The following is a 1475-nucleotide window of genomic DNA, read 5'->3' on the forward strand; positions in this document are numbered from 1 at the left end:
TCCGAAAAATTGGAAATAATAAATTCCTAAGCGCGGGAGGACCGCTTTTGAAGTCAAAAAAAACTGCCCGGAAAAGCGTGTTGTAAAATAAGGGGCAGTGATTTTACGACCCAAAATCATAGCTTCCCTGGGCTTTCCCTTTCCCCACGGCTTACGAGGGTTTAGCTGACGGGGTTCGGGGTTGCAAGGTAACCCTACCCTGACACTCACTCACATCACATCGAATGACAAAATGTGCTGCTAAAGTGCCGAGGATTCACCCCTAAAATTGGTTTCCCCGCTTCTCCCCAGGAGAACTCAGCGTTACTGGTCAATAACTATATTTTCTTCATAGTACTATAAACTTTAGTATGTGTCAAGGCATATTCCTGAAAATGGTTTTGTGACCCTATGTATGGAACAAAATGCCACCATCTGGCATAAGCTGACTTAGAACAGATTTTGGAAAGGGGGACTTTAACATGTCTCATCATCTTTATAAAAAAGCGATGGAATATGACCTAGAAGAAATACAACTATTGGCAAAGGCTGCACAGACGGCTCCGCCTCCGGTCGCCCAGGCTCTGCTGGGAATAATCAAAGAAGAGGCCCAGGATGCAGAGTTTTGGAATACTCTTTACAGTTGTTGTGATGAATGCTATAAACCGCCCTGCCCGGACGACCCTGATGGAATAAGGCCACCCGGCAAGTATTATCCATACCAAAAAAAACCGGAACAAGATAAAAAGGAATAAAAGGGAGGGATGAAAAATGACTGGAGCCTGGCAGGACTATTTAAAGCGTGTGATCAAGATGGATGAATCTGAAATTGCACTTATGCAGAGGATTGCTCAGATGGTGCCCAGTCACCACTGCAGGTGCATTATCCAGATGATGATTCAGAGAGAAAAAGAAGAGATGGAAATGTTGTGCATGTTGATGGGGATGGATGGGCGCGAACCCTGTAAGGAACCCAAAAAGCCTGGCAGCCCTGTCCACCGGAATACGGAGACGACTGTGATCCTGGAAGAGATCCCTGTTATGGCCCCGGAAGGATCCCTGTTATGACCCACCATGTGGCCCTATGCCGTATACGGAAGATGACAAGGAAGATAAGTAGAGACTTTCGAAATTCTAGATACAAGCAGGCCGGCAGCGAAGATACTGCCGGTTTTTGCTAGGGTTCCACCAAACCTTGTTCAGTGTTGACGAAAATGCGGTTTTTGCCCGTTTTTTTAGCCTGCAGAAGTGCTTTGTCTGCTTTCCAGAATAAATTTTTTCAAATTAAAGAAGGTATCAGGTATATGGTAGGCGATACCAATAGAACAGGTGATGCTGTTGCTTGTCGTTGAGCGTTATTCTTTTTATGCCCAATGCTTTTTTTCAATTTTTACTGGCAAATTATCTTTATTTGGCTGTTTTGTGTTTTCCTTGGACATTCTCTTTGGCAAGTTGAGTATTTGCTTTTTTTACATTTGTGTTAGGCATCAGAATTG

The 1475-nt window shown here is 44.1% G+C and carries 2 protein-coding genes and 1 riboswitch; both genes read left to right on the forward strand.

Going from position 1 to position 1475, the window contains the following annotated elements; genetic code table 11:
* Nucleotides 1-133: 133 nt before the first annotated feature.
* Nucleotides 134-313: riboswitch (cyclic di-AMP (ydaO/yuaA leader) on the reverse strand.
* Nucleotides 314-461: 148 nt separating this feature from the next.
* On the forward strand, nucleotides 462-734 hold the full coding sequence (locus SSCH_RS06230; RefSeq protein ID WP_044664716.1) for a hypothetical protein: 273 nt from the start codon (nucleotides 462-464) through the stop codon (nucleotides 732-734).
* Between the two features lie 16 nt (nucleotides 735-750).
* Nucleotides 751-1047, forward strand: a complete 297-nt coding sequence (locus SSCH_RS06235; protein WP_044664717.1) for a hypothetical protein — start codon at nucleotides 751-753, stop codon at nucleotides 1045-1047.
* Nucleotides 1048-1475: the final 428 nt, after the last annotated feature.

The organism is Syntrophaceticus schinkii, assembly GCF_000946815.1.
Lineage (GTDB): Bacteria > Bacillota > DSM-12270 > Thermacetogeniales > Thermacetogeniaceae > Syntrophaceticus > Syntrophaceticus schinkii.